Here is a 20,242-nt window from a genome sequence, read left to right as displayed (position 1 = left end):
GAAAATACCCATAAAAGGCAAAAGCCTAGGTAAATTGGTTTAATCGGTTTTATCAATCTAAAATTTAACAAATTTTGACCGCACTTTAAGAGTGCTTATAAAATCAAGTCATTTTATATAACTAAATAACATAAGTTAGTGTAGATTGATATTTGTGTCTAACTGGCGGTTTCGTACAATGCATCGAAATTTGCAATAAGGAAAATTAAATGGCTTCACATATTATCGACTTCGCCACATTAGGAAATAATTTTAGCACGCCAGAAATGCGTGCAGTGTGGGATGAAAAAAATCGCTTATTAAAACATATTGAAATTGAAGTAGCACTTGCCAAAGCAGAAGGAGAATTAGGTGTAATTCCCGCCGATGCAGCACAAAAAATTGCCGAACGAGCCGATCCTGAGAAATTTGATTTAGAAATAATAGCGCAAGAAATCGCTCGATTAAAACATTCATTTATGGCAACTATTAATGCATTGCAAAGCCAAGCGGGTGATGCAGGCGAGTTTGTGCATTATGGACCAACAACACAAGATATTGTAGATACTGGCGCTGTTTTGCAATTAAAAGAAGCCTTTGCCATTATTGAACGCGACGCAAAATTGGTGGCAAACGAATTAAAAATTCAAGCAAGAAAATATCAATATACACCTATGGTCGGGCGCACTCATGGCATGCAAGCGCTGCCCACCACATTTGGTTTCAAATTGGCTGTTTGGCTAGACGAATTTGTGCGTCATTTAGAGCGTTTAAAAGAAATTAAAGAACGTGTATTAGTGGGTAATATTAACGGTGCGATCTGTACTTATGCTTCATTTGGTGAGAAAGGCCCAGAAGTGGAAAAACGCACCTTAGATTTATTAGGCTTAAATACGCCAAATATTGGCTGGCAATCTGCACGCGATCGTTTTTCTGAATATGCTTCGGTTATCGCATTAATCAGCGGCACATTAGGTAAAATTGGTAATGAATTTTATAATTTAATGCGAACAGAAATTAATGAAGTGGAAGAACCATTCAGCGCGGGCAAAATTGGTTCATCAACCATGCCACAAAAACGTAACCCTGCTATGCTTGAAGGATTGGCAAGTTTAACTTCGCCATTATTCAAATCAGTGGCATTAATTCACGAATCTATGCGTGTTGAACACGAGCGCGATGCCATGAGCTGGCGTGCAGAATGGATTGCGTTGCCTGAAATTAATATGTATATCGCAGCACAATTAAGCATTGCCCTAGCCGTATTGCGTGATATGAAAGTTAATCAAAAACAAATGCTGAAAAACCTTGAAATGCAAAATGGTTTGTTACTTTCAGAAAAAGTGATGTTTGAATTGGGCACTCGTTTAGGAAAGCAAACAGCACACCATATCGTCTATGATTGTGCAATGGCAGCATTTGAGCAAGAACGTGCATTTTTAGACGTTTTAATGGAAACGCCAGAACTCGCCAAAAACTTCAAACGTGAAGAATTGGCGGAATGGCTAAAACCAGAGAATTACTTAGGTTCTGCGCCACAAAAAGTCGATGTTGTCATTAATTACGCAGAAAAATCAGGTTTACTTTAATGGCAGAAATATACCGAAAACTGACCGCACTTGATGCCGTTGAGTATCAAAACTTGGTACATAAAGCCTATAAGCCCGTAACTGCATTGGGGATTAACTTTGCCGCAGCAACAGCGGATCTTACAAGCATTGAAACCCACTTAAAAACCAATTTTGCTTACGGTTTATTTATTGATAACAAACTTGCTTGCACGATTAGTTTACGTCTGCCTTGGGGCAATAACCCAGGTCCATACGGTGTGCCACACATTGGTTGGGTTGCCACATCGCCTGACTACAAAAAACAGGGTTTAGCGGCAAAAATGCTTGCTTGGGTTGAGCGAGAAGTGTTAATTAAACAGCTCAATGTTCCCTTTGTCACCCTCGGGACGGCAGCAAATCACCCGTGGTTATCACAATTTTATATTCACTATGGTTTTGAAGAAGTGGGCCGTGCGGATTTAACCCCAGATCACACCACAATTTATTACCGTAAAATTTTAAATCATGAACTGTTTGCATTGTGGAAAAAACACAATCCAAATCGAACAAAATTTACGAACTAAAAGGAAATGCTATGAAATTAAAAACTCTTACTATTTTGACCGCACTTTTCAGCTCTATCGCCTTATTTGGCTGTGGTGAAAAGCAAGCAGCTAATCAAGCTGACACGACAGGTGCTGAAAAAGTTTTACGCATTGGCACAACAGGGCAAAGTTACCCTAATGGCTTTAAACAAGACGGAAAATTAGTCGGCTTTGATGTAGAAACTGCGGAAGCCATCGCCAAAGAATTAGGCTATAAAGTGGAATGGACAACAGCAGAATTTGCTGGCTTAATGGGGCAATTAGATGCGGGCCGTTTAGACACCGTAGCCAATGCTGTTGCCATGACTGAAGCTCGTAAAGCCAAATATAACTTCACACAGCCGTATAGCTATTATGGTAGCCAAATTGTGACGCACATTGATAACAAAGATATCAATACCTTTGCGGATTTACACGGCAAAACGATTTCTGGCGTATTAGGCTCAAACCATATTAAAAACCTAGAAAAACAATTCCCTAACAAAGAAGTGAACGTAAAAACTTACGAAACGCGTGATGGGGCGATGAAAGATTTAGAATTTAAACGTGTGGACGGCTACATTAACTCAAAACCAATTTTATTGGCTGAAATTAAACGTGGTAATCTTCCATTTAAATTAGTTGATAAACCGTTGGTCATTGAAGAAGTCGGCTTTGCTTTCGCCAAAACAGAACAAGGCGAAAAATTGCGTAATGAATTCGACCAAGTCATCACAAAATTGAAAGAAAACGGCACAATCAAAGCCCTTTCTGAAAAATACTATGGTGCGGATATTACCACGCCAGAGCAGTAATTTTGTAATGATCGCTTTTGTAGGGTGCGTTTACTAACGCACCATTTTATTTAGATTCAGTGCGTGGGCAAGCGCACCCTACAGGACAATTTATGAACTTTGATTTTTCTTATTTTCTAAGCGTATTTCCTGAAATTATTGGCTATTTACCAACCACATTATTAATTTCAGTGGTATCAATTTTAGTCGCCATTATTTTTGGCTTATGCATCGCGCTTATTCGCATACAACGCTATGCCATTATCGATCAAATACTTGCCGTTTATATTTCTTTATTTCGCAGTATGCCATCGGTTGTCTTATTATTTTTAGTCTATTATGGTTCGCCCCAAATCGTGCCTGCGATGGTGGGCGTGCCTGCGCTAACAGCAGCCATTATTTGTTTTGCCTTAAAATATTCCGCTTATTTAGCTGAAATTTTCCGCGCCGCATTAGAATCTGTCGATGCAGGTCAAAAAGAAGCGGGCATTGCAGTGGGTTTAAGCCAGATCCAGATTTATCGTCATGTGGTCTTGCCACAAGCCTTTGTGAATGCCTTGCCTGGCACAGGAAATATGTTTATCTCCCTATTAAAAGATTCCTCAGTGGCATTTTTCGTCGGCGTACCCGAATTATTATCCGCAGCAAAACTGATGACCGTAGAATCATACAAATTCTTTGAAACCTATCTTGCCGTGGGTATTGTCTATTGGCTTGTGGTTATCCTCTATTCTTGGGGACAAAAAATCCTTGAAACCAAACTTTCAGCCGCATACAAACGCTAGGAGAATAAAATGGAAATGATTAAAGTCGAAAAACTCACAAAATCCTTTGGCTCCAATGTTGTGTTGAAAGAAATTGATTTAACTATTAACGAAGGGGAAGTGGTTGCAATTATTGGCCCATCTGGTTCGGGGAAATCCACACTTTTACGCTGCCTAAATTTATTAGAAAAGCCCGATAGTGGCCATATTAGCATTGCGGATGTATCCCTTGATGTAAAACAGCATAGCCGCAAAGAAGAAAGCGCGCTACGTCATCAATCGGCAATGGTTTTCCAAAGTTATAATTTATTCAAAAATAAAACCGCACTTGAAAACATTACGCTTTCGCCTGTTGTGACACAAGGGCTAAATAAAAATGAGGCAAAAGCATTAGGTTTATCACTGCTCAAACAAGTTGGGTTAGAACAACAGGCGCACCAATATCCAATCACGCTATCGGGTGGACAACAACAACGCGTTGCTATCGCTCGTGCCCTTGCAGTGAAACCCAAAGTATTATTGTTTGATGAACCCACATCTGCGTTAGATCCAGAGCGTGTGAACGAAGTGTTACAAGTGATTCAGCAACTCGCTAAACAAAAAATCACTATGGTGATTGTGACCCATGAGATGGAGTTCGCAAAAAATGTGGCGGATCGTGTGGTATTTATGGCTGGCGGCAATATTGTTGAGCAAGGCCCTGCTAGACAAGTTATAGATCAACCACAACAAGAACAAACAAAACGTTTTGTGCGTCAATTTGGCGATCCCATTGAATTTTATATCTAATGACAGCAACCAAAACGTTAGTGCAACAAATTATGACAACACCGCTCATCACTGATGAGCGTGTGCTAACAATTGCTACCCAAGCACTCACTGATTATTTCGCTTGCATTTTAACATCGAAAAATGAATTAGAAATTCAACAGCTTAAACAATGGATTTCCGATGAGGGCGGCAATGCAACTTCATGGCTAATTGGACAAAAACAAGCGGCCACAGCGCGGCAAGCTGCATTATTTAATGGCTTTCAGGCGCATTTTCTTGATTATGACGATGTTCACGCAGAAGTGCGGGGGCATCCAAGTGCGGTTATTTTATCAGCACTTTTCGCCAGTATTAATATGGCAAAAACATCGGAAAATTTGACCGCACTTAATAGCCAGCGCTTTCTCACGGCTTATGTGATAGGCGTAGAAATTATGGCGCGTTTGGGTGTGGCATTAAACCCTACGCATTATAATCAAGGTTTTCATCCAACTGGAACCCTTGGCGGCATTGGCGCAGTTGCGGCTATTTGTTATTTACATCAATATGATTTTCTTGAGCAAGCGCTAGCTTTAACCGCTACGCAAACTGCAGGTTTACGCTTAATGTTCGGGACGCCAATTAAGCCTTTGCACGCAGGTTTAGCCGCACAATCGGCTATTCAAACCATAGAAATATTAAAACATGGATTAACTGCACAAGCAGATTTTCTTGATGAAAAAATGGGATTTATGGCAGTATATGGCAATGCTCAAAGCATTTTGGATATTCAGAACTGGGGGCAAAGTTGGAAAATCGTTGAGCCCGGGTTATGGTTTAAAACCTATAATTTTTGCTCCGCCGCAGCAACGGTGGCTGATGCCGCAAGCATTTTACAGCCCCAAATCAATCCTGATGAAATTGACAAAATCAAGCTACAATTTAATCCCAAGGGCGATGCGGCGCTGATTTATACTCAGCCAGAAACTCAAGTTAAAGGGCGTTTCTCGGCTGAATATATTGTGGCGAAAATTTTGTGCAATGAACCCTTAGATGCTCACGCATTTACGACAAATCCCATACCACTGCATATACAAAAAATAATGCAGAAAATTGACCGCACTTATGGCGAAAGTTCACAGCGTTTTGGTGCAGTAAAAGTGCGGTTAAAAAATGGCGAGATTTTACAACATTGTGTCGAACATCCCAAAGGCAGCCCGAAAAAACCTTATTCTGAGCGAGAGCTTTATGAAAAACTGGCGAATGCAATACAAAATGATGACTTAAGTCAGCGTTTTTTTGCATCGCTTCAAACATTTAAATTGGAAAGCAATTTATATCATTTTATTAATCAATACAAAGACATACTATGAAGACATTAGACAGCATTATTAAAGACAACCAACAACTCGCCGATTTTCTTACGGCATTTCGCCGCGAGCGTCATCAACACCCAGAGCTTTCAAATGAAGAATTTGAAACAACTAAAGTATTGCGTGCTGAATTAGAAAAACACGGTATCGACATTTTAGATCTACCATTAAAAACTGGCTTAGTCGCTGAAATTAAAGGTGGCAAACCAGGAAAAACGGTTGTGTTACGTTCAGATATCGATGCGCTCCCTATTCTTGAAGAAGCGGAAGTCGATTACATTTCTAAAAATTCAGGCTGTATGCACGCTTGCGGGCATGACTTCCACATGTCTGCCGCATTAGGTGCCGCTATTTTATTAAAACTCAAACAAGCGGAACTCCAAGGAACGGTACGAATTTTATTCCAAGCCGCGGAAGAAACGGGATTGGGTGCGATTGACGTGGTCAATACGGGCGTGCTGAAAGATGTAGAAGTTATTTTTGGTATTCACAACGATCCTACTTTACCTGTGGGAACATTGGGCACCAAGCCTAACGCCTTAACTGCGGGTGTGGATCGTTTTGAGATCAAGATCAATGCCAAAGGCGCGCACGCGGCACGCCCTCATGATGGTAATGACCCAATTATTATCTTGTCGCATTTAATTAATATGGTGCAATCGATTATTAGCCGTAACTCACCATCGCACGAAAATGCGGTAGTTTCCATTACTCAAGTGCATAGTGGCTCAACATGGAATGTTATCCCAGATAATGCGTATCTTGAAGGCACGGTGCGTACATTTAGCCAAGAAGTGCGCGAGCTAATTGAACAACGTTTCCGAGCTATTGTGAATGGTGTAAAAACAGCCTTTGCTGCTGAGATTGAATTTTTCTGGCACGCAGGCCCACCATCAGTGATGAATGCACCAGAATGGGTTGATTTTACACTCAATATCGCTCGTGAAAATGGATTTGAAGCCAAATTAGTGGAAGCAAGCCCTATTGGTGAAGATTTTGCCTTCTATCAACGTGAAATTCCAGGAGTATTTGTAATGGTAGGTTCAGGCGGACCATATGCACTTCACCACCCGAAATTCCGTGTCGATGATAAAGCACTCTTCCCAACAGCTAATTATTTAGCTGAATTAGCTTTCGCATATTTAGCGAAACAAGCGCAATAAACACCAAAGGCTTGGGAAATCCAAGCCTTTTTTCTTAGCTCATTTTACAAAAATTTATCTATTTTTGACCGCACTTTTAACATCGAATCAGTAATTTATCAGGCTCATGGCAATAAAATGCTAACAAAAAAGGCAAATCCTGATTGATTTGCCTTTTGCTATACATTGAAAATTATAAATTATTTAACCGCACTTGTAGCCATTGTTGTTCTAATGGGGTGGAATTTTTCTGTGCTTGCTCATAACTTGTTTGGGCAGCAGTTTTATCGCCTTTAGTCGCTTGAATGTCGCCGATAAGTAATAATTTGCGCGCTTCCCAAGTAGGATCTTTCACTTGGTTTAATGTAGCCAACGCTGCATCGGTATCTTTTAATTGAATTTGAACATTTGCTAAACGAATTGCCGCAAGAGAAGCGAGAATTTCATCGGGCGATTCCTGTATCGCTTGCTGTAATGCGGTAGCCGCTAGCGAATAATCTTTCGCCTCGGTGGCAACTTTGGCTTTTTCGAGTAAGGCTAAAGTGGCATAAGCAGTTTTGCTATTATCTTTTACGAAAATATCAATTTCTGCATTTTTTATATCAACCGAATGATTGCTCAAAATAATGTTATCGTATTCCGTTGACATTGCTTGCGCTTTATTCACTTGGTGCGCTTGCCAATAATGCCAACCCCATGAGCCAGCCAATGCTAAGATTAACACTGCAATAATGGTTTTGTAGTTTTCACTCCACCATGATTTAATTTCGTTAATTTCTTGTTCTTCAAAACTCGTTAATGCCATTTTTCAATCCTTAAAATTTATTTTGCAAATATGCTACAACATTTGCCATATCAACAGTTTGCTGTTCTGTACCACCAAGCAAATCTTTTACTACGACTTGCCCATTTTGAACTTCGCTTTCCCCTACAACAAGGGCAAATTTAGCGCCGCTTTTATCTGCACGTTTAAATTGTTTTTTGAAATTTCCGCCTGAGCAATGTGTCATAATGCGCAAGTGCGGTAATTCTGAACGAAGTTTTTCCGCTAATTGGAATGCGGCCACTGTTGTGCCTTCGCCTGCAAAAACAAGATAAATATCAACCGCACTTGGCAGCTGAATGTTTTTGTTTACTTCTTGCACTAGCAGCACTAAACGCTCTAAGCCCATCGCAAAACCAACGCCCGGCGTTGCGTGCCCGCCAAGTTGCTCCACTAAGCCGTCATAGCGTCCACCGCCACAAACTGTGCCTTGCGCCCCTAGCGCGGTTGTTACCCATTCAAATACCGTTTTGTTGTAGTAATCCAAACCGCGTACCAGTTTCGGGTTAATCTCATAAGCGATGCCTACGCTGTCTAGCAGCGCACATAATTGGGCAAAATGCGCACGGCTGTCGTCATCTAAATAATCCAATAATTTTGGTGCGTCATCGAGAACTTTTTGTAATTCGGGATTTTTCGTATCCAAAATGCGCAATGGATTTTTGACCAAGCGCTCTTTTTCTTCATCGCTTAAAAGTACGGTGTGATTTTGCAAAAATTCCACTAGCGCAGAACGGTAATTCGCTCGCGCTTGTAGAGAACCAATAGAATTAAGTTGCAAGGTGACATCTTTGTCAATGCCTAATTCTTTCCATAGACGCGCGGTTAAAATAATTAACTCCGCGTCAATTTCTGGATTGGCAATACCAAAAATTTCTACACCCGCTTGGTGGAATTGGCGATAACGCCCTTTTTGTGGTCGCTCATGGCGGAACATTGGTCCCATATACCATAAACGTTGCTCATTGTTATAGCTCCAGCCATTTTCGATGGCTGCACGCACACAACCTGCTGTGCCTTCTGGGCGCAAGGTTAATTGTTCATCATTATCCCAGAACGTGTACATTTCTTTAGAGACGACATCGGTCACTTCACCAATCGCACGAGCAAATAAAGGCGTGCTTTCCACAATTGGCATACGCACTTCTGAATAACCATAATTTGCCAAAACTGACCGCACTTTGCCCTCAACCCATTGCCACAAGGGCGTTTCAGTTGGTGCAGTGTCATTCATTCCGCGAATTGCTTTAATAATATTTGCCACTTTTTATCCTTTTCGTTCAATAAGCGAACAGTTCAGTTTATCGCTACAAATTTAACCAGGGAACACTTCAATCCGTTGCTCTTTCATCGCCACTTTTGCACGAATTTTGGCTTCTAATTGATCGATAATATCTTGGTTATCAAAACGCTCTTTTTGGCGTTCGCCATCAAGATAATAACCGCTTTTTTTATTGCCGCCTGTCACCCCTAAATCAGAAACTAAGGCTTCGCCCGGTCCATTCACCACACAGCCAATAATAGAAACATCCATTGGCGTCGTAATATCTTCAAGGCGTTGTTCTAGGGCGTTTACCGTGCCGATCACATCAAATTCTTGACGAGAACAGGTTGGGCAGGCAATGAAGTTAATGCCACGGGAACGAATACGCAAGGATTTTAAAATATCAAAACCGACTTTGACTTCTTCCACTGGATCGGCGGCGAGAGAAATGCGTAATGTATCGCCGATCCCTTCAGCTAAAAGCATTCCCAAACCGACCGCACTTTTAACGCTGCCCGCGCGCGCACCACCTGCTTCGGTAATGCCTAAATGCAAGGGGTGTTTAATGGCTTTGGCTAATAAACGATAGCTTTCCACCGCTAAAAAAACATCTGAAGCTTTAACGCTCACTTTAAATTGGTCAAAGTTAAGGCGATCTAAAATTTCCACATGGCGCAATGCACTTTCAAGCAAAGCTTCAGGCGTTGGCTCGCCATATTTTTCTTGTAAATCTTTTTCCAGCGATCCCGCATTAATACCGATGCGAATAGGGATATTTTTATCTTTCGCACAATCCACCACCGCACGAATACGGTCTTCACGCCCAATATTGCCGGGATTAATACGCAAGCAATCTACGCCATACTCCGCCACCTTTAAGGCAATGCGATAATCAAAATGAATATCCGCCACCAACGGCACACTAGTTTGTTGCTTGATCAACTTAAATGCTTCTGCCGCTTCCATTGTTGGCACTGAAACGCGGACAATATCTGCCCCCACTCGCTCAAGTGCTTTAATTTGTGCTACTGTCGCTTCCACATCTGTCGTGCGAGTATTGGTCATAGACTGCACGGCAATAGGGGCATCGCCACCAATGGGCACATTGCCTACATAAATTTTTGTCGATTCACGACGTTTAATAGTTGGTTTAAATGCTGACATCGTTTTTACTGTAATTTAAATTTCGCAATACGTCCGTCCACTTTGAGCGGATAATTTTCACCTTTATAGGTAATTTTTACATTGCCCGGCGCGCCGATAATCACTGCATAAGGCGCCCCTGCATTGAATGTTAAAATCTCACCTTTTTTATATTCTTTTTGGGCAAGCACTTTGCGATTCGTATCTTTCACGCTGATCCAACTGGTTGCATCGGTGATTTCAATTTGTAAGTCGCCATTCACTGCTGAAACAGGTTGAGTTTCTTGCGAATTTTCCACCGCACTTGGTGCTGCAGGTTGAGCGGTTTCAGTGGTCGCTGCCGATGCAGGTTGTTCTGCTAACGCAGATAGTCCCGCAGATGTAGATTGTTCCGCTGGCGCAGATTGTGACGCAGCAGATTCAGCAGGCTGTTCAGAATTTTCCGCATTCACTGGCGCAGGCGTACCTTCTCCATTGGTCGAAACTTCTAAAGTAGGAATATTGCTATTCGCTGCAGAATCTGTTTCTGTTTCAACTGTTGTTGGCGTATAACTCTGCACTAAATTATCACGTTCTGTTTTGGATTGTTGATAACTTTCCCACCACCACAATGTGGTCATGCCTAAGGCAATAATTACTACAAAGGCGGTTAAATAACCCACCCAACGGTGATGAGAATGGGGATTGGTGACGCGATCAGCCCGCGTGGTACGATTAAAATCATGTTTAGGCGTATCGCCAAAACTGCCGACTGCGCTTGTCCAGACATTTTCGGGTAATTTCAATAATTTTGCGTAACTACGCACATAGCCTTTCATAAAGGTTGCGGGAATTTTTTTATGGGAAAATTCATTGTTTTCAATGTATTCCAAAATATTCGCCCGCAAATTTGCTTTTTGAGCAGCCTCGTCAAGGCTTAAGCCTAATTTTTCACGCGCTTGGCGGAATTGTTCACCTACTGAGAGCGTGCTTGATGTGAATTCTTGATCGGTCATAAATAATACTAACTTTAGTAAAAAATAAATCCGCTAAAGTTTAAAGTTGAAAGGGGGCTTTTGCAACCGTTATTACCTAAATTGATAAAATTAGCCGCTATTTGAGCATACTTTTTAACTGGGCAGCACGTTGTGGTGAGATTTTTTCTAATTGAAGGAGATTTTCTTGGGCACGCGCAAGATTATTTTGTGAATATGCGCAAAGCACGAGATTTTCATAAGTATCCGCTTGTTGATAATATTGCGGAGAGGCTAACGCCGCTTGGAATTGACTATAAGCGTTGTCAAATTCCCCTTGAGAGCATAAAAATGCCCCGTAGTTATTATGCACATCGCCTTGGTTTTTATCTAAATCGATGGCTTTAATGTAAGCCTTTTGGGCTAATTCTACATCGCCCTGTTGCTGATAAAAATAGGCAAAAGCAGAATGAACCAAATAATAATCGGGTGCATAGCTCAAGGCTTTATCAAGATTTAATTTCGCTTGCGACCACGCTTGTTGATTTAGATAACCAATCGCCAATTCAACACGCGCTTTTGCCGCTTGCTGGCGATCAAAATCTGCGTTATGTCCAGAGGAAACACAAGCACTCAAGAACAAAATAAACAAAAAGTGCGGTCGAATTTGCGTGAGTTTTTTAAATTGCATAAATTTCCTTAAATTTAACCGCACTTTAGCGTTAATAAAGACTAACGTACGGCAATATCAATACCTTGCCCGAATTGTTTTTTCTGTGCCGTGCGCTTGGTGCGATCAATCACCTCGCCAGCCAACTGCCCACAAGCGGCATCAATGTCATCCCCACGGGTTTTGCGCACAATAACAGTAAAACCATATTCCATTAAAGTTTTTTGGAAGCGATCGACACGGCTGTTTGAGCTTTTCGCATAAGGCGCATCGGGGAACGGATTCCATGGAATTAAATTAATTTTACATGGCGTATTTTTCAACACTTCGGCTAATTGGTGAGCGTGTTCCGTGCCGTCATTCACATGATCTAATAACACATATTCAATAGTAACTTTGCCGTGATTCGCATTAGACACGCTTAAATAACGATGCACGCTATCCATCAGCATTTTAATATTATATTTACGGTTAATTGGCACAATTTCATTACGCAATTCATCATTCGGCGCGTGCAATGAAATCGCCAATGCAACATCAATCATCTCAGGCAGCTTATCTAAGGCAGGCACCACTCCCGATGTGGAAAGGGTTACACGGCGTTTTGATAAGCCGTAAGCGAAATCATCTAACATAATTTCCATCGCAGGCACAACATTTGCCACATTGAGTAAAGGCTCGCCCATGCCCATCATTACCACGTTGGTGATCGGGCGTACGCCTGTTACGCCAAAATTACCAATAATTTTTGAAGCGCGCCAAACTTGCCCAATAATTTCAGATACCGTTAAGTTACGGTTAAAACCTTGTTGCGCAGTGGAACAAAAAGTACAAGCCAACGCACAGCCCACTTGTGATGACACACACAATGTCGCACGATCCGCTTCGGGAATATACACTGTTTCTACTTGTTGATCGCCAACTTGCATTGCCCATTTAATCGTACCATCACTTGAACGCTGTTCTACCGCCACTTCTGGCGCTTTGATTTCTGCGACGGCTTTTAATTTTTCACGCAGCTGCTTGTTAATATTCGTCATATTGTCGAAATTATCTTCGCCAAAATGATAAATCCACTTGACTAATTGATCCGCTCGAAATGGCTTTTCGCCTAATTCCTTAAAAAACTCGCGCATTTGTTGGCGCGTCAAATTCATTAAATTAATTTTTTCTGACATCGTTTGCCTCGTTATTACACCTTGCAGCATTCATAAATAGGCGGCGATTGTACAGATTTCAGGCTAAATAATCTATCAATATTTCAAAACTCCGCCAAGTTTGACCGCACTTTTTTGGAACACAGATCACGAAAATAATTTCATACGATTTTTTATGCGTAAATCTCTTTTCATATTGCATACTTATGCAAAAAACATTAATATGTTTGCAATTTTTCTTCTTTCATAACATAAATTTTACCATGACCATTAGTGTTAAAAATCTCAATTTCTTTTATGGCTCATCGCAAGCGTTATTTGACATTAATTTAACCGCTGAAGATGGCGATACTGTTGTATTACTCGGCCCTAGCGGCGCGGGCAAAAGTACCTTAATTCGTACCTTGAATTTATTGGAAGTGCCAAAATCAGGGCAGCTTGATATTGCTCACACAACCTTTGATTTGTCGGAAAACACCGATCCGAAAAAAATTCGTCAATTACGCCAAAACGTGGGCATGGTATTTCAGCAATATAATTTGTGGCCGCATTTCACCGTGCTTGAAAATTTAATTGAAGCACCGATGAAAATCTTAGGCTTAAGCGAAAGTGAAGCTAAAAAACAGGCGTTGGAATTATTGGCTCGCTTACGTTTAGAACAACACGCTGAGCGTTTTCCTTTACAGCTTTCAGGCGGTCAGCAACAACGTGTCGCCATTGCCCGTGCGCTAATGATGAAACCACAAGTTTTATTATTTGATGAACCAACGGCTGCGCTCGATCCTGAGATCACTGCGCAAATTATCTCCATTATTCAGGAATTAAAAGAAACGGGCATTACCCAAGTCATCGTGACGCATGAAGTGGCTATGGCGCGCAAAGTGGCAACCAAAGTGGTGTATATGGAACAAGGTCGCATTGTAGAAATGGGCGATGCAAGCTGCTTTGAGCACCCGCAAACAGAACAATTTAAACAATATTTATCTCACTCAGAATAAGGTGGCAACATGAAAAAATTACTTTTAACCGCACTTTTAGCAACAACAGCATTTAGCGCACAAGCGCGTGATATTCACTTCGGTACGGAGCCAAGCTATCCGCCATTTGAATTAACCAATGAGAAAGGCGAAATTATCGGTTTCGATGTGGATATCGCCACAGCAATTTGTAAAGAAATTCAGGCAAACTGCTCATTCTCAAGTCAAGCGTTTGATGGTTTGGTGCAAGCGATTAAACAAAAACGTATTGATGCGGCGATTTCTGCTATGGATATTACAGAAGCGCGTGCTAAACAAGTCTTATTCAGCGATCCTTATTATGACAGTTCAGCGAGTTTTATCGCGGTTAAAGGAAAAGCTGATTTAACCACAGCGAAAAATATTGGTGTGCAAAACGGCACAACCTTCCAACAATATATTGTTGCAGAAGCCTCTCAATATACACCCAAAGCTTATGCCTCTTTGCAAGATGCAATTCTTGATCTAAAAAATGGGCGTATCGATATTATTTTTGGTGATACTGCTGTGCTCGCAGATATGCTCACGAAAGAAGCAAGTCTAGGTTTTGTGGGGGAAAAAGTAACCAATCAAAAATACTTTGGTAACGGTTTAGGCATTGCTGTGAATAAAGCGAATAAAGACTTAGTGGCAGATCTAAATAAAGGCTTAGCTGCGATCAAAGCAAGTGGTGAATATCAAAAAATTTATGATAAATGGATGACCGCGAAGTAATTTATGTTCTTTGAATATCTTCCTTTAATGAAATCCGCAACCTTAATGACATTAGGGCTTGCGGTTTCTTCGCTAATCGTCGGCTTAATTCTGTCGATGATTTTCGTGGTGCTAGAAACCAGCAAATTTACCTGTATCCGCAAACCCGTTTCTGTCGCTATCGCTTTATTACGAGGCTTGCCCGAAATTATTGTGGTATTTCTGATCTATTTCGGGGCAACTGAGTTAGTCGAAAAACTCACGGGGGAATATGTGGAATTTAGTGCTTTTGCTTGTGGTGTCACTGCGTTGTCGCTCATCTTCGCCGCCTATGCGTCGCAATCGCTACGCGGTGCAATTCAAGCAATTCCACTTGGACAATGGGAAAGCGCCGCTGCTTTAGGCTTAAGCCGTGGGCATACTTTTTTGCGCGTCATCATGCCTCAAGTATGGCGTCATGCCTTACCAGGGCTAAGTAATCAATGGCTGGTTTTACTCAAAGACACGGCATTAATTTCTTTAATTGGCGTCAGCGATTTAATGCGTCAAGCTGAACTTATCAATACCAATACCCATCAGCCATTCACTTGGTATGGGTTCGCGGCATTGGTTTATCTGGTCATTACCTTGATCAGCCAAGTATTTATCCGCAAGTTAGAATTGCGCTTTACTCGCTTTGAACGAGGAGTTCGCTAATGTTTTACGAATATCTTAAAGTCATAGCACAAGGTATACCAACTAGTTTAGGCTTGACGGCTGTTGCCTTATTTTTTGCTTTTATCTTAGCGGTATTCTTCACATTTTTGTTATCAATGAATAACAAAATAGCGAAAAGTGCGGTCAAAATTTTCATTATTTTATTCACTGGCACACCTTTGTTGGTACAGTTCTTCTTAATCTATTCAGGCCCTGGGCAATTCCAATGGATTGTTGACAGCCCTATGTGGGGATTACTTTCCAATGCTTGGTTCTGTGCGATGTTAGCCTTAGCGTTAAACAGTGCGGCGTATTCAACGCAGCTCTTCCACGGTGCGGTGAAAGCCATTCCAAAAGGACAATGGGAAAGTTGCGCTGCCTTAGGATTGAGCCGTTTACAAACCTTAAAAATCTTAATCCCTTACGCTTTACGCCGTGCATTGCCATCTTATAGCAATGAAATTATTTTGGTATTTAAAGGCACATCCCTTGCTTCTACCATTACAATTTTAGATATTATGGGCTATGCAAGACAGTTATATGGTACCGAATACGATGCACTAACGATTTACAGTATTGCGGGTTTGATTTATCTCATCATTACAGGCATTACCACCTTGCTCTTACGCAAGTTAGAAACTAAAGTGCTTTCTTTCGAGCGGTTAGAAGTCGAAAAAGCCGCATAAATAATACAAGCGACTTGAGCAATCAGGTCGCTTTTTTATTACAAAGTACGGTCAAATTTGGACTATTTTTTGCAGCGGACAATGCTAGAATAATGGAATAAACGATAAGAGAGGTTCTATGACAATTAAAAATGTGATTTTCGATATGGATGGCGTGCTAATTGATAGCGAGCCATTTTGGGCAGAGGCGCAAATCTCCATTCTTGCACGCTATGGCATCAACATTACAGACGATGATTGTGAGAAGTACACCCGCGGTGTGAGAGTTGATGAACTTGCCGTCATTTGGATAGATATGTTTCATCTCGATATTACCCCTGCCGCTCTAAAAGAGGAAATTATACAAACAGTTTGTTTGCGCATCACAGCGGAAGGCAAACCAATGGCAGGGCTCTATGAATTATTAGACTTTTTAAAATCAAAGCAGATTCAGCTTGCACTTGCCACATCATCAAATCGCCAAGTTATTCAAGCTGTTTTTGATAAACTGAAACTGTGGGATTATTTTCCCATTCAATGCACAGCTGCCGATGAGGAACTTGCTAAACCCCACCCTGCCGTCTATTTAAGTGCGGTCAAAAAATTAGCCGCTTCAGTTCGAGAATGCGTCATTATTGAAGATAGTGTGACAGGGCTCATTGCCGCCAAAGCCGCCAATATACGCACATTTATAGTAAACCCTAACCATAACAATGATCGATTCGCTATTGCGGATAAACGTGTGGCAACATTAAATGATGTATTAGCTATTTTAAAAAGTGAATTATAAAAATGAGACGGCGATCACATTTATCACTAAATAAATAGTTCAAAAGGGTTACACTTTGTGCCACAATGAAATAGACCTTAATTAACCAACCGAGTTTTATGGTTTAAGGAGCTATCCATGAAAAAATATATTGTAGCCCTTTTTGTAATCTTATTATCAAGTTGTACTACGATTGAACAACGAAAACCTAATATCCCACTTCAACCGCCACAAGAAACAGCACAAGGGTATTTCAGAATTTCGCCACGAGCCTATTACTATGCGGATATCACATCAGTTTGGGCTGAAACAGATAAAAAATATTTGGTGCATTTTGATGCCGTGATTAATATGACGAAAGGCATTTATAACTTCGAAGATCCAGAGCTTTACGCAAAATCTATGCGCCAATCTAAAATCATTAACTGTAAAACTTATCAACTAACCCAATTAAATACGGATTACTATTCTAACTTTTGGGGAACTGGAGAACGTTCTACTGCCAAAAAACAACGTACATATACCATAAAATTAAGACCAGGCTCTTCGCTTTATACATTAAGTGAAGTGATCTGTGTTAATATAATGAAGTAATAGCATAAATATTAGAAGCCAGCTAAATACTGGCTTTTATTTTGGAATAAATTCATAAAAGAATTGATTACAGTAACTCATAAAAATGGATAACTAAATTAATACTGTTAGTTCGTTAACAAGCGCAATATTCTGCTATAATTTCAGATTCGGTAAGAATGATTACCACATACTCAAAAGAGTATTCATGTATTTACTTTTTATCAAATTATCTGAAATAGATTCAAATTTACTAGGCGTTGTCTAGCTAATTCAAACCAATCTTTTTCACGCTCACAGCCAATAAATTGACGTTCCAAAATCAAACTAGCTACCCCAGTGGATCCAACTCCCATAAATGGATCAAAAATTAGTTCATTAGAATTTGTATGAATTTGGATAATATCTTTCATTAGCGACACTGGTTTTTGTGTAGGGTGTGCAGTGCGTTCTTTGCCTAATAAAGTAGGTGTTTTGAAAAAAGCACGTTGATAAGGCACACCATCAGGTTTATTAAATACCCATTTGCTACGTTTACTCTTAACCGCCCAAATCGCAAATTCCATATCTTGTACATAACGACGGTTAATATTACGTGGCATTGGATTAGCTTTTTGCCAAACTAAAATATCTTTTACTACGCCACCTAATTGTTCAACTTTATTACCAATATGTGAAATAAATTTGTATGAACAAAAAATAATTAGTGAGCCATTTATATCCAAAATTGGAAATGCCACATCTAGCCATGCCGTAGGGTCAAAATTCCTATCCCACTCGCCAAAATTTACGCCTTGACGCGGATTCTTCATTGTGTGAAATTGATTTTCCGCAGAAATAGAATAAGGCGGGTCGGTAATAATATGATGAACAAATTGTTGTTTGCCGTGCAATTCTTTGGGTAGGCTGCTTTTATCACCTTCGGGTGGAATCATTTTTAACTTATCCAATGCAATTTTACTGTGATTAGTTGCCTGATGATTAAACAATTTCTTCGCATTTTGACGCATTTCACATTGATATTCACTGCTTTTAGGCAGTCTGAAATCTTGTTCAAATTCACCCTTGCCACTTGCTAAAAAATGCAAATCACTAATTGCATCACGAACAGTGATACTGGCTTTTGACGTTTCAGGCAGCCTGTTAAAATCAAACGCTTGTTTTCGCATTGCTACAATAAATACGCGTTCGCGATTTTGTGGTACACCAAAATTTCGCGCATTTAACACCTTGATTTTAGGTTGCAATCCTAATCTTTTCAATTCCGATTCAATTTGTTCTAAAAAATAGCCATTTGCCGTATTAACCAAAGCTTTAACATTTTCCATCACAATAAAATCAGGTTGAATTGTTTCTACAATTTTCAAATATTCACGAAATAAAAAATTACGCTCATCATTCAAGCCTAATTTTTTACCTTTCATAGAAAAACCTTGGCAAGGTGGCCCGCCCAAAATACCGCTGATGTCTAATCGTTTCGCTTGATTAATAATTTGTTGTTTTAGTTCATCAGATGTTAAATCCCCACATAAAATCTGGGTATTTCTATGGTTTTTTTGAAATGTCTCTAATGCTGCTGCATTTATATCTACTCCCAGCGCAATTTCAAAACCTGCTTGTTCAAAGCCGTATGACAATCCACCTGCACCGCAAAATAAATCCAATAATTTCATCGTAGTCTCTTATACACAAAGTCAAGTACTTGATTTTCGCCTGCAAAATTTAAACAAAATTCATAAGTCTTTGGCGAGTTCTTAAAAATATTTCGAATTAAGTGCTGTTGATATGACTCATCAGCACGATTCTTGGTTAAAGCACGATGGCAAGTAGGACAAAGTTTGACTAAATTATCAATTTGGTCACAAGTATTATCAGCAGAAAAACTAATACAATGATGAATTTCTAAGTAATAACGTTCGGAATTTCGGTATTTAAAACTTCGGTCAGCTATGGGATATTGTTGTTTGCAAGCTGCGCACTCATCAGGAAAATATACGCGAACATATTGCACAATTCCTTGATTACGTTTAATTTTATCATCAATGATTAAATCATATTCAAAACCTAATTCTTTACGAAGTTGTTCAATTTCTCGGTTGGTTTTATGCTGCCCGAAAACTTTATTGGTGTAAAAAATCATGCGTTCAATAAAGTTAGGATTATCAGATTGTGCAATATTTTTATTTAGAATCAATTCTTTGTTTTTATTCAAAATATCTGATTTAAAACAATTTACTTGTACTAAATCTATACCAACTTTGTCATAAAAATAGCGCAAATTAATTCTGAATTGTGTATTGCGTTGATTCTCGCCAGTGGTAAATTGTTCTTGTAATTCGCGAAAATTAAGATTTAATTGACGCAAATCTGGTAAATTTGTTAGTAGTTTAAATAAGTTATCCAAATATTGCGGATGAATAACTGAACGCAATAAACCTAAACTATAAAAATTCATTTTGAAATCAGGGCTGCCACGCAAAGCAAAAATGCTAATAGCACCATTTTTTCAAATTCATCTGAATTTAGTTTTGTGTTTTCAAAACGTTTTTGAATAATTCGCTGATAAAGGTTTTGAAAAAAATCTTCCATCTTTGCTGATGACTGGATAAAAAATTGATGTTTGGTTCCCACTAATTTAAAAGTCAAGCCTGTATATTGTTGCAATAATTGATTATTTTTCTGATAAATGGTTTCATGTAATTCATAAGGGGCATATTTGCTATTTTTATATGCAGATTCAATTAGGGGCTGACGTAGATTAGGTACTATGCTAATCTACAAAAATGAATATAACTCATTGTAAACTAAAGAAATCTATACAGAGAAAATTACTTGAATTTTTTGTGCTAGAAGTCACGGCTCGCTCAGCTGCAGATTTACTTGG

21 protein-coding genes and 1 pseudogene are annotated in these 20,242 nt (G+C 39.9%); 14 read left to right on the top strand and 8 right to left on the bottom strand.

Annotation, left to right across the window (positions count from 1 at the left end; translation table 11 throughout):
• Positions 1-209: 209 nt before the first annotated feature.
• The 7 genes from purB (at position 210) to C8D76_RS05920 (ending at position 6,957) form a co-directional block, all read left to right on the top strand.
• Positions 210-1,568: an adenylosuccinate lyase gene (gene purB, locus C8D76_RS05950; protein WP_116631877.1), complete on the top strand. Its 1,359-nt coding sequence runs from the start codon at positions 210-212 to the stop codon at positions 1,566-1,568.
• Complete coding sequence (locus C8D76_RS05945; RefSeq protein WP_116631876.1) at positions 1,568-2,113, top strand: GNAT family N-acetyltransferase; 546 nt, start codon at positions 1,568-1,570, stop codon at positions 2,111-2,113. The genes purB and C8D76_RS05945 overlap by 1 nt, the downstream gene beginning before the upstream one ends.
• 11 nt (positions 2,114-2,124) lie before the next feature.
• On the top strand, positions 2,125-2,928 hold the full coding sequence (locus C8D76_RS05940; RefSeq protein ID WP_116631875.1) for an amino acid ABC transporter substrate-binding protein: 804 nt from the start codon (positions 2,125-2,127) through the stop codon (positions 2,926-2,928).
• 92 nt (positions 2,929-3,020) lie between these two features.
• Positions 3,021-3,692 carry an amino acid ABC transporter permease gene (locus C8D76_RS05935; RefSeq protein ID WP_116631874.1) on the top strand — a complete coding sequence of 224 codons (672 nt, stop codon included), beginning with the start codon at positions 3,021-3,023 and terminating at the stop codon, positions 3,690-3,692.
• Between the two features lie 15 nt (positions 3,693-3,707).
• Entirely contained in the window at positions 3,708-4,460 is a 753-nt protein-coding gene (locus C8D76_RS05930; protein WP_116631945.1) for an amino acid ABC transporter ATP-binding protein, read from the top strand.
• Positions 4,460-5,794 carry an MmgE/PrpD family protein gene (locus C8D76_RS05925; RefSeq protein ID WP_116631873.1) on the top strand — a complete coding sequence of 445 codons (1,335 nt, stop codon included), beginning with the start codon at positions 4,460-4,462 and terminating at the stop codon, positions 5,792-5,794. The genes C8D76_RS05930 and C8D76_RS05925 overlap by 1 nt, the downstream gene beginning before the upstream one ends.
• Positions 5,791-6,957 (top strand): amidohydrolase, encoded by a 1,167-nt coding sequence (locus C8D76_RS05920; RefSeq protein WP_116631872.1) that lies wholly within the window; start codon positions 5,791-5,793, stop codon positions 6,955-6,957. The genes C8D76_RS05925 and C8D76_RS05920 overlap by 4 nt, the downstream gene beginning before the upstream one ends.
• Positions 6,958-7,129: 172 nt before the next feature.
• Here C8D76_RS05920 and C8D76_RS05915 read toward each other — a convergent pair whose 3' ends face one another.
• From C8D76_RS05915 to rlmN, 6 genes are all read right to left on the bottom strand, one after another.
• The gene (locus tag C8D76_RS05915) at positions 7,130-7,741 is read right to left on the bottom strand and encodes a YfgM family protein (RefSeq protein WP_116631871.1); all 612 of its coding nucleotides are present in this window, start codon (positions 7,739-7,741) and stop codon (positions 7,130-7,132) included.
• Between the two features lie 10 nt (positions 7,742-7,751).
• A complete protein-coding gene (hisS, locus tag C8D76_RS05910; RefSeq protein WP_116631870.1) occupies positions 7,752-9,023 on the bottom strand; it encodes a histidine--tRNA ligase in 1,272 nt (423 codons plus the stop codon).
• A gap of 51 nt (positions 9,024-9,074) precedes the next feature.
• The gene (ispG, locus tag C8D76_RS05905) at positions 9,075-10,187 is read right to left on the bottom strand and encodes a flavodoxin-dependent (E)-4-hydroxy-3-methylbut-2-enyl-diphosphate synthase (RefSeq protein ID WP_116631869.1); all 1,113 of its coding nucleotides are present in this window, start codon (positions 10,185-10,187) and stop codon (positions 9,075-9,077) included.
• 5 nt (positions 10,188-10,192) lie between these two features.
• Positions 10,193-11,161, bottom strand: coding sequence for a RodZ domain-containing protein (locus C8D76_RS05900; RefSeq protein WP_116631868.1), 969 nt, complete (start codon positions 11,159-11,161; stop codon positions 10,193-10,195).
• A gap of 97 nt (positions 11,162-11,258) precedes the next feature.
• Positions 11,259-11,810 carry a type IV pilus biogenesis/stability protein PilW gene (gene pilW, locus C8D76_RS05895; protein WP_116631867.1) on the bottom strand — a complete coding sequence of 184 codons (552 nt, stop codon included), beginning with the start codon at positions 11,808-11,810 and terminating at the stop codon, positions 11,259-11,261.
• Between the two features lie 41 nt (positions 11,811-11,851).
• On the bottom strand, positions 11,852-12,967 hold the full coding sequence (gene rlmN, locus C8D76_RS05890) for a dual-specificity RNA methyltransferase RlmN (protein WP_423802748.1): 1,116 nt from the start codon (positions 12,965-12,967) through the stop codon (positions 11,852-11,854).
• A 242-nt stretch (positions 12,968-13,209) separates the two neighbouring features.
• Here rlmN and artP point away from each other — a divergent pair, with 242 nt between their 5' ends.
• From artP to C8D76_RS05860, 6 genes are all read left to right on the top strand, one after another.
• Entirely contained in the window at positions 13,210-13,944 is a 735-nt protein-coding gene (gene artP / locus C8D76_RS05885; RefSeq protein ID WP_116631866.1) for an arginine ABC transporter ATP-binding protein ArtP, read from the top strand.
• Between the two features lie 9 nt (positions 13,945-13,953).
• Positions 13,954-14,676 (top strand): lysine/arginine/ornithine ABC transporter substrate-binding protein, encoded by a 723-nt coding sequence (locus C8D76_RS05880; protein WP_116631865.1) that lies wholly within the window; start codon positions 13,954-13,956, stop codon positions 14,674-14,676.
• A 3-nt stretch (positions 14,677-14,679) separates the two neighbouring features.
• Positions 14,680-15,351 (top strand): arginine ABC transporter permease ArtQ, encoded by a 672-nt coding sequence (gene artQ / locus C8D76_RS05875; protein ID WP_116631864.1) that lies wholly within the window; start codon positions 14,680-14,682, stop codon positions 15,349-15,351.
• Positions 15,351-16,037, top strand: coding sequence for an arginine ABC transporter permease ArtM (artM, locus tag C8D76_RS05870; protein WP_116631863.1), 687 nt, complete (start codon positions 15,351-15,353; stop codon positions 16,035-16,037). The genes artQ and artM overlap by 1 nt, the downstream gene beginning before the upstream one ends.
• 118 nt (positions 16,038-16,155) lie before the next feature.
• Positions 16,156-16,806, top strand: a complete 651-nt coding sequence (locus C8D76_RS05865) for an HAD family hydrolase (protein ID WP_116631862.1) — start codon at positions 16,156-16,158, stop codon at positions 16,804-16,806.
• Between the two features lie 117 nt (positions 16,807-16,923).
• A complete protein-coding gene (locus tag C8D76_RS05860; protein ID WP_116631861.1) occupies positions 16,924-17,379 on the top strand; it encodes a surface-adhesin E family protein in 456 nt (151 codons plus the stop codon).
• Positions 17,380-17,582: 203 nt separating this feature from the next.
• On the opposite strand, the gene C8D76_RS05855 is transcribed toward C8D76_RS05860, so the two are convergent.
• Both C8D76_RS05855 and C8D76_RS05850 read right to left on the bottom strand, forming a co-directional pair.
• Positions 17,583-19,031: a DNA cytosine methyltransferase gene (locus C8D76_RS05855; RefSeq protein WP_116631860.1), complete on the bottom strand. Its 1,449-nt coding sequence runs from the start codon at positions 19,029-19,031 to the stop codon at positions 17,583-17,585.
• A complete protein-coding gene (locus tag C8D76_RS05850) occupies positions 19,028-19,789 on the bottom strand; it encodes an HNH endonuclease (protein ID WP_165814350.1) in 762 nt (253 codons plus the stop codon). The genes C8D76_RS05855 and C8D76_RS05850 overlap by 4 nt, the downstream gene beginning before the upstream one ends.
• A gap of 352 nt (positions 19,790-20,141) precedes the next feature.
• On the opposite strand from C8D76_RS05850, the pseudogene C8D76_RS05840 reads away from it, so the two are divergent.
• Positions 20,142-20,242, top strand: a pseudogene (locus tag C8D76_RS05840) (IS1595 family transposase); the annotation flags it as partial.

The sequence above is a fragment of the Alitibacter langaaensis DSM 22999 genome (genome assembly GCF_003096995.1).
GTDB classification, from domain to species: domain Bacteria; phylum Pseudomonadota; class Gammaproteobacteria; order Enterobacterales; family Pasteurellaceae; genus Exercitatus; species Exercitatus langaaensis.
Note: the sequence above shows the minus strand (reverse complement) of the source record. Positions and strands in the feature narration are given on the sequence as shown.

Coding starts and splice junctions, on each gene's coding strand:
- purB (WP_116631877.1), top strand. CDS start 210: ATGGCTTCACATATTATCGACTTCGCCACATTAGGAAATAATTTTAGC.
- C8D76_RS05945 (WP_116631876.1), top strand. CDS start 1,568: ATGGCAGAAATATACCGAAAACTGACCGCACTTGATGCCGTTGAGTAT.
- C8D76_RS05940 (WP_116631875.1), top strand. CDS start 2,125: ATGAAATTAAAAACTCTTACTATTTTGACCGCACTTTTCAGCTCTATC.
- C8D76_RS05935 (WP_116631874.1), top strand. CDS start 3,021: ATGAACTTTGATTTTTCTTATTTTCTAAGCGTATTTCCTGAAATTATT.
- C8D76_RS05930 (WP_116631945.1), top strand. CDS start 3,708: ATGATTAAAGTCGAAAAACTCACAAAATCCTTTGGCTCCAATGTTGTG.
- C8D76_RS05925 (WP_116631873.1), top strand. CDS start 4,460: ATGACAGCAACCAAAACGTTAGTGCAACAAATTATGACAACACCGCTC.
- C8D76_RS05920 (WP_116631872.1), top strand. CDS start 5,791: ATGAAGACATTAGACAGCATTATTAAAGACAACCAACAACTCGCCGAT.
- C8D76_RS05915 (WP_116631871.1), bottom strand. CDS start 7,741: ATGGCATTAACGAGTTTTGAAGAACAAGAAATTAACGAAATTAAATCA.
- ispG (WP_116631869.1), bottom strand. CDS start 10,187: ATGTCAGCATTTAAACCAACTATTAAACGTCGTGAATCGACAAAAATT.
- C8D76_RS05900 (WP_116631868.1), bottom strand. CDS start 11,161: ATGACCGATCAAGAATTCACATCAAGCACGCTCTCAGTAGGTGAACAA.
- pilW (WP_116631867.1), bottom strand. CDS start 11,810: ATGCAATTTAAAAAACTCACGCAAATTCGACCGCACTTTTTGTTTATT.
- rlmN (WP_423802748.1), bottom strand. CDS start 12,967: ATGTCAGAAAAAATTAATTTAATGAATTTGACGCGCCAACAAATGCGC.
- artP (WP_116631866.1), top strand. CDS start 13,210: ATGACCATTAGTGTTAAAAATCTCAATTTCTTTTATGGCTCATCGCAA.
- C8D76_RS05880 (WP_116631865.1), top strand. CDS start 13,954: ATGAAAAAATTACTTTTAACCGCACTTTTAGCAACAACAGCATTTAGC.
- artQ (WP_116631864.1), top strand. CDS start 14,680: ATGTTCTTTGAATATCTTCCTTTAATGAAATCCGCAACCTTAATGACA.
- artM (WP_116631863.1), top strand. CDS start 15,351: ATGTTTTACGAATATCTTAAAGTCATAGCACAAGGTATACCAACTAGT.
- C8D76_RS05865 (WP_116631862.1), top strand. CDS start 16,156: ATGACAATTAAAAATGTGATTTTCGATATGGATGGCGTGCTAATTGAT.
- C8D76_RS05860 (WP_116631861.1), top strand. CDS start 16,924: ATGAAAAAATATATTGTAGCCCTTTTTGTAATCTTATTATCAAGTTGT.
- C8D76_RS05855 (WP_116631860.1), bottom strand. CDS start 19,031: ATGAAATTATTGGATTTATTTTGCGGTGCAGGTGGATTGTCATACGGC.